This is a genomic window from Streptomyces sp. FH025 (assembly GCF_017427025.1).
Classification (GTDB): domain Bacteria; phylum Actinomycetota; class Actinomycetes; order Streptomycetales; family Streptomycetaceae; genus Kitasatospora.
The window spans coordinates 1-6,031 of the sequence record NZ_JAFLNG010000476.1 but is presented as its reverse complement, the minus strand read 5'-3'; the positions used below and the strand labels follow the sequence as shown (position 1 = coordinate 6,031).

Below are 6,031 nucleotides of genomic sequence, written 5' to 3'. Positions count from 1 at the left end.
ACCACGCGCACCTGTGGGACCTGCTGCACGGGCAGGCCTCCGGGGACCTGCTGTTCAACTGGAACAGCGGCTACGGCGTCCCGTTCCTCGCCGACTTCTTCGCCTACCTGATGAACCCGCTCTCCTGGCCGACCGCGCTGCTCCCCCGCGACCAGGGACAGCTCGCCGTCCTCCTGGTCACCCTCGCCACCATCGGCCTCGGCACCGCCCTGATGGCCCACCTGCTCGGCCGCCTGCACCCCGGCCCCCGGTGGCTGCGGGTGCTCGCCGCCGTCGGGTACGGGCTGTGCGCCTGGGTGCTCGACGTGGGCGGGGCCGCACCGATGTGGCTCTGGGGCCTGGTGTCGCTGCCGCTGCTCGGCCTGGTCGGGGACTGGTGCCTGCACGAGCGGCGCTGGGTGGCCGGCGCGCTGTGCGTGACGCTCGCCTGGGCGGGCAACCTGTACACCGCCGCGCTGGCCACCCTGGTGGCCGGACTCCTGTTCGCCGTCCGCCTGTTCGCCACCCCGCGGGCGTTCCGGCACCGGGTCCGGGCAACCGGGCGGGCGGTCACCCTGACCGTCACCGGGGTGCTGCTGGCCTCCCCGGTGCTGTTCGTCGCGGTCCGGGCCGCCCGCCGCGCCCAGCCCGAGTCCCCGGTGCAGCCGCTCGGCCCGTCCGGGCTCGGCGCGCACCTCGCGCAGCTGCTGCCCACCGGCTACGGCGGGCGGCCGCTGCCGGACGTGTCGATCGGGGTGCTCGGGCTGCTGCTGGTGTGCGGGCTGCCGTTCAACCGCCGGGTGCGGATCCGCGAGCGGGCGGCCTGGTGCGCGGCGCTGCTGCTGGTGGTGCTCACCTTCCTCTGGACCCCGACCGTGCTGGTCTGGCACGGCCTGGCGATCCCGGCCGGCGGGCCGTACCGGATCGCCTTCGTGCTCAGCGGGCTGCTGGTGCTGGCGGGCTGGGTGTCGCTGGCCCACCGGCCGGACCTCCTCACCCTGCTGGGCGGCGCCGCCCTGGTGGCGCTGATCGCCGTGCCGGCGGCGGCCCGGCTCTCGGTCGACGCCTCCACCTGGGTGCTGCTGGGCGTCGGCGGCGGCGCCGTGCTGGCCGCGCTACGGCTCCTGGACCGCCGGCACACCGACCGCCGGGCGAACGCCGTCGCCACCTGGGTGCTGGGCGGTGTGGTGCTCGGCAACGCCGTCTGGTCCGGGTACGCGGCGCTCGGCGCGGCCCCCGACGACGGCTTCTCCCCGGCCGCCGCCCGGGCCGGGTACGCGGCCGTCCGCGCGGGCTCCGACTGGCCGGACGGGCGCAGCGACCCCGGCCCGCACGCCTTCACCCCCAACGACCCGCTGCTCCTGAACGGCCAGGGCGGCGGCTACTTCAGCGGCTACCTGCCGACCGTCGCCGCTCTGCTGCCGCACGACCTCGGCGCGGGCTGGACGGCTGGCGGGCGGCAGACCGCGAGCGTCACCGACCCGGTCGGGCAGGCGCTGTTCGGGGTCCGCGCCCACCTGGACGATGCCCACCTGGACGACGGCCCGCCGCCGCACGGCTTCACCGCCGTACGGGCGGCCGCGCCACCGCTGGTCACCGTGCTGCCGCCGGGCGCCCGGCCGGACACCTCCTCGGTCTGGTCCCGGCAGGAGTCGCTGCTCGGCAGCCAGGTGTACGACGCCCCGCTGCCCGTCCCGGTCGGCGGCCCGACGCCCACCCTGCACGGCACCAGCGGCTGGTCGGTGCCGGGCGGCGACGAGGGCACGGTGTTCACCGCCGCCTGCACGCCGGGCGGGACGGCCTTCTTCCACGGGGTCTGGTACCGCGGCACGGTCAGCGGCCTCGGCACCAGCTACCGCAGCGAGGGCGAGCAGCCCACCACGGCGGTGGCGATCCACCGGCTGGGGACCGTCCCGGCGGACGGCGTGGTCCGGGTGACGCTGCGCCCGGACGGGGTGAGCCAGGTCCCCGCCCGCCCGATCGGCTGCCTGCGGGCCGGCGCCCTGGAGGCCGCCGTCGCCCGCCTGGCCGCCACCGGCGCCACCCACGTCGAGGCCGGCGGGCACACCGTCACGGCGACCCTCCCGGCGGGCTCCACCGGCACGGCGCTGCTCTCCGTCCCGGCCACCGAGGGCTGGACCTGCGCGGCCGGCGGCGGTCGCGCCGCGGCGCCCACCCCGGTCCTCGGCATGATCGGCATGCCGCTCGGCGCGGGCGCCGACCGGATCGCCTGCTCCTTCCGCCCGCCCGGCCTCACCGAGGGCCTCACCGTGACCTCCGGCACCGCCGCCGTCCTCGCCCTCGTCTCGGTCTTCGCCCTGCTCTCCCGCCGACGCCCCGCCCACACCCCGCGTCGCGAACGCCGGAGGGCGGCCCGCCGGTCGCCCGGCGAACCGCCCTCCGGCGACTTCAGGGCAGAGTGACCACCTGCGCCCGCCGGTCCGCCGGGTTGAGGTGGTGCAGCAGCAGGAGCCGTGAGCCGTCGCCCGCCGCCCGGTGGACGTCGAGGACGGTGCCGGGGCCGGCCGGGGCCGCCACGGCGGTGGGGCCGTTGAGGCCGGCCCGGACGGTGAGGGCCGGGTGCAGCACGTCCACCGGCACGCTCGGCCGGGTGCCGCGCAGGCCGATGGCGGCGTAGGCGTCGGCCGGGTCGGGAGTGCCGGGGGCGACGTCACCGGTCCAGACGCCGTAGTGGACGATGCTGTGGCCCGGGCCGACGCCGGGCAGGGCGCCCAGCCGGACGGGCAGGACCAGGACGTCGCTGTCCAGCAGCCCGGTGTCGACGTCTCCCCAACGGGCGTTGAGCGGCTGCACGTCGAGTTCGGCGCCGGTGCGGGCGTCCAGGGCGCGGGAGACCAGGACGTCGCTGCCGCGCAGCCGGTCGGCCTTGAGGATCACGTCGGTGACGCCGTCCCCGTCGGTGTCCAGCGAGACCCGCACCCCGTAGAGCCCGACCGGCGTCGCCGTCGGGGCCCACAGCCGCACGCCCACGTACAGCAGCTCGGAGTCGACGGCCGCGCCCGCCTCCCGCAGGTCGGCCGCCCGGTCGCCGGGGTACTCGGCGCAGGTGTCCTCCGGCGGGTCGTCCGTCTCCCCCGCGCCCTCGGGGCGGATGCCCGTGCCGGGGCCGGCGGCCGTGCCGCCGCCGGGCGGGCAGTCGGGCCAGCGGGCCCCCTCGCCGCCGAGCGCGAAGGCGCTGACCAGTCCGGGCCGCTCGCCGGGGGCGGCGGCGCCGCCGAGCGCGACCAGTGTGCCGTCCCGGGCGGTCCGGACGGCGGCCGTCGCGGTGAGGTCGCCGGTCGGGCGCGGGGCGGCCAGCACCGGGACCCTCAGCTGCGGCAGCGCGTCGTCCCCGAGCGGGGTGAACAGCACCCGCCCGGAGAGCTCGCCCCGGTAGCTGCGGGCCTTGCCGCCCTGTTCGGTGTCGATGGTCGGGTCCGGTGTGCGCCCCAACTCCCCCGCTACGGACAGCGTGACCCGCACCCGCGCGGTTCCGCCGGCCGGCACGTCGACCCGACCGGGCGTCACCACGAAGGAGGCGCCCGGGAGTTCGGTGGCGGCCGCGTAGCCCGTGCGGTAACTCAGCGGCGCGGCGGAGTGGTTGCGCAGCTCGATCTCCCGGCCGAGCGCCGTCGGCCCGCCGACCTCGACCGGCCCGAAGGAGACCCCGACGCCGCCCGGTTCGGCCCCCTCCCCCGCCGCGTAGGCGACGACCGGGGTGCGGACCGCCCGGTCGACCCGGGCGCGGCCGGCGCCGGTGCGCTCCGGCCCGTAGACCGGCCCGCCGCGGTCGTCGCCGAGGTAGGTGTCCGTGCTGGTGTTCATCAGCGCGGCCTTGACCTGCTCGACCGGCCAGTCCGGGTGGGCGGCCCGCACCAGCGCGGCCAGCCCGGCGACGTGCGGGGTGGCCATCGAGGTGCCGTCCTCGCGCTGGCCGCCGGTGCCGCTGCCGACCAGGGCGGACCAGATGGTCTCGCCGGGCGCCGCGAGGTCGGGCTTGACCACGCCGGGCACGCCGATGCCCCGGGAGGTGAAGTCGGTGAGGGTGTCGACCCGGGCCGGACGGTCCTGCGCGACGGTGCCGTGCAGCCGGTTGCCGGGGGCCGCGAGCCGGACCTGCACGGGCCCTTCGGCGGCGGCCTTCAGCAGCCGCTCGCCCTCGGCGCGGGCGAGCAGGACGGCCGGGACGCGGTCGTCGCCCGCGATCTCGGCGAGGTGGTCCGAGTCGGCGGCGTAGAGCGCGCCAATCGCCCCGGCGTCGGCCGCGTGGTCGGCGCGCGGGCCGGAGTTGCAGGCCCGCTCGGACTCCCGGGTGAGCCAGGTGAGCACCGCGATCTTCCCGGCCAGCCGCTTCCGGTCGGCCTCGCTGAAGGCCGCGCACCCGTCCGACTGGTCGGCGGGCAGGGCGAGTTGGCCGCTCACCTCGGTGGTGGACCAGCCCTGGTAGCGCTCGCTCCAGTGGCCCGGGACGACCCCGGCCAGCGCGTCGGGGGCGAGCACGGTGATGCCGTCCACGTCGGAGTGCCCGTGGACGGAGGCGGCCACCGTGACGGCCCGGGCGGCGGTGCCGGGGCTGCCGCCGATGCCGTAGACGTCGCCGTCGTTGCCCGCGGCCGCGACCACCACGGTGCCGAGTTCGGCGAGCCGGTCGACGGCCAGCGCGTCGGCGTCGTCGGAGCTGCCGAAGCGGCTGCCGAGCGAGAGGTTGACCACGTCGAGCCGGTCGCCGAGGTCGCCGTCGCCGTTCGGGTCGGCGGCCAGGTCGAGCGCCTGGGCGAGCCGGTCGGTGGAGCCGTCGCAGCCGAACACCCGGATCGCGTACAGCTGCGCGCCGGGGGCCGCGCCGGGGCCGATCCTGAACGAGGCCGGGTCGAGCCCGGGCCGGTACGGGCCGGTGTACGGGTGGCCGTCGGCGGTGACGCCGTACCCGGCCGCCGTCCCGGCGACGTGGGTGCCGTGCCCGTTGCGCACGCAGTCGAGCGGGTTGTCGCTGGGGTGCGGGACGGGCTGGTGCTTCGGGGAGGTCGGGTCGGGGTCGTAGTCGTCGCCGACCAGGTCCTTGCCGCCGATCACCTTGGCACTGGGGAAGAGCGAGGCCGGCGCGGGTTTGCCGCGCTCGACCGAGCGGAAGGCCTCCTCGGTGCCGGGGCCGCCGAAGTCGGCGTGGGTGTAGTCGATGCCGCTGTCGATGATCCCGATCCGCACGCCGCCGCCCGTGTTGCCCGCGGGGCCGTCCCACACCTGCGGGGCTCCGGTCAGCGGGACGGAATGGGCGTTGTCGCGCCGCTTGTTGACGATCGGGTGGACGGCCCGGACCCCGGGCAGCGCCCGCAGCGCGGACAGCCGGTCGGCGGGCGCGCTGACGGCCAGGCCGGTGAGCAGGGTGCGGGTGCGGTACAGCTCGCGGGCGGCTGGCGCCGCCCGGTGAACGGCTCCGGCCAGCCGGTCGAGCGCGTCCGTGGACCGGGCCCGCTGGGTGGCACCGGCCCTGGCCGCCTCCCGGCGGACGGCCTCGGGCGAGCGCCGGGCCCGGCGCGCCGCTTCGGCGGCGCGCCCCCAGGCGGGGCCGGCCGCCTCGGTGTCGAGTTCCAGGAGGACGGAGGCCGTACGGGCGGCGGAGCCCGGCGGTCCGACGGACGGCGGGCCGCCGGATGCCGGGGTGGCGGCGAGCGCGGCGCCACCGGACATCGTGGCCAGCAGGGCCAGGGTGAGGCCGATCCGGGCAAGGGTTCGGCGGACGGGTGGCAGACGCACTGGGGCCCTCTCCCCCGGCAGGGGGACTGATCCGCACACCGTGTCGCTGACGCCCGCCCGCGCGGACGTCGATCACCCTTCCGGGGGCCCCAAATTAGGATGATCGCGTCGGGCGGGGCGAGCAACTTCCCTCGGATGGACCTCAGTTGCACTCTACGGGGTGACCTGCGGTCCACCCGGCCGGCCCAGTAAGCCGATGAACACCAGTGGCCGCACCCACCGGCGCCGATCGGCCCCCACCGATCAGAGGTGGCCGGTCACGCCGCCGTTGTCCCGGCGGTCCAGCGAGCGCTGCAGG

The 6,031-nt window shown here is 77.7% G+C and carries 2 protein-coding genes; one reads left to right on the top strand and one right to left on the bottom strand.

Translation table 11 applies throughout. The features are described from left to right. Nucleotides 1-2,402, top strand: a 2,402-nt coding sequence (locus tag J0670_RS27145) for a YfhO family protein (protein ID WP_207814308.1), incomplete at its 5' end; no start/stop codon positions are given. Here the strand turns inward: J0670_RS27145 and J0670_RS27140 are convergent. Next, on the bottom strand, nucleotides 2,389-5,733 hold the full coding sequence (locus J0670_RS27140) for a S8 family serine peptidase (RefSeq protein ID WP_207814307.1): 3,345 nt from the start codon (nucleotides 5,731-5,733) through the stop codon (nucleotides 2,389-2,391). The genes J0670_RS27145 and J0670_RS27140 overlap by 14 nt on opposite strands. Between the last annotated feature and the right edge of the window lie 298 nt (nucleotides 5,734-6,031).